Below are 797 nucleotides of genomic sequence, written 5' to 3' on the forward strand. Positions count from 1 at the left end.
TGGTACTGCGGCAATCTATGCAGCGCGTAAAGGCATCAAGACCGGTATCGTGGCTGAACGCTTTGGCGGTCAGGTGATGGATACCATGGACATTGAAAACTTCACCACGGTGCAAAAAACCGTTGGTCCTAAGTTTGCTCAGGATATGGAAGCACATGTCCGTGAATACGGTGTGGATATCATGAACCTGCAACGTGTCAGCAAGATCACAGGTGCAGATCAGACCGCTAACGGTCTGGTTGAAGTTGAACTGGAAAATGGTGCCAAGCTGGAATCGAAAACCATCATTCTTTCACCGGTGCACGCTGGAGAGAGATGAATGTGCCGGGTGAAGCAGAATACCGTACCCGTGGTGTGGCTTACTGCCCCACTGTGATGGCCCATTATTCAAAGGCAAACGTGTTGCAGTGATTGGTGGCGGTAACTCGGGTGTGAAGCAGCGATTGACCTTGCCGGTATTGTTGAGCATGTCACACTGGTTGAATTCGATACCAAACTTCGTGCCGACCAAGTGTTGCAAGACAAGTTAAACAGCTTGCCAAATACTACCGTGATCATGAATGCATTGAGTACCGAAGTGGTTGGTGATGGCGCTCAGGTGACAGCATTGAAATATAAAGACCGTGCGACTGATGTTGAACATACGGTTGAGCTGGCAGGGATCTTTGTACAGATCGGCTTATTGCCAAACACTGACTTCCTGAAGAACAGTGCGGTGGAGTTGAGCAACCGTGGCGAGATCGTGATTAATGATCGTAACGAAACCAGTGTCAAGGGTGTATTTGCCGCAGGTGACT

1 pseudogene is annotated in these 797 nt (G+C 49.3%); it reads left to right on the top strand.

The window, feature by feature from the left end:
* Positions 1-797, top strand: a pseudogene (locus ACINWC323_RS20040) (FAD-dependent oxidoreductase); the annotation flags it as partial.

Source organism: Acinetobacter sp. WC-323 (assembly GCF_000314615.1).
In the GTDB taxonomy this organism is placed as follows: Bacteria; Pseudomonadota; Gammaproteobacteria; order Pseudomonadales; family Moraxellaceae; genus Acinetobacter; species Acinetobacter courvalinii.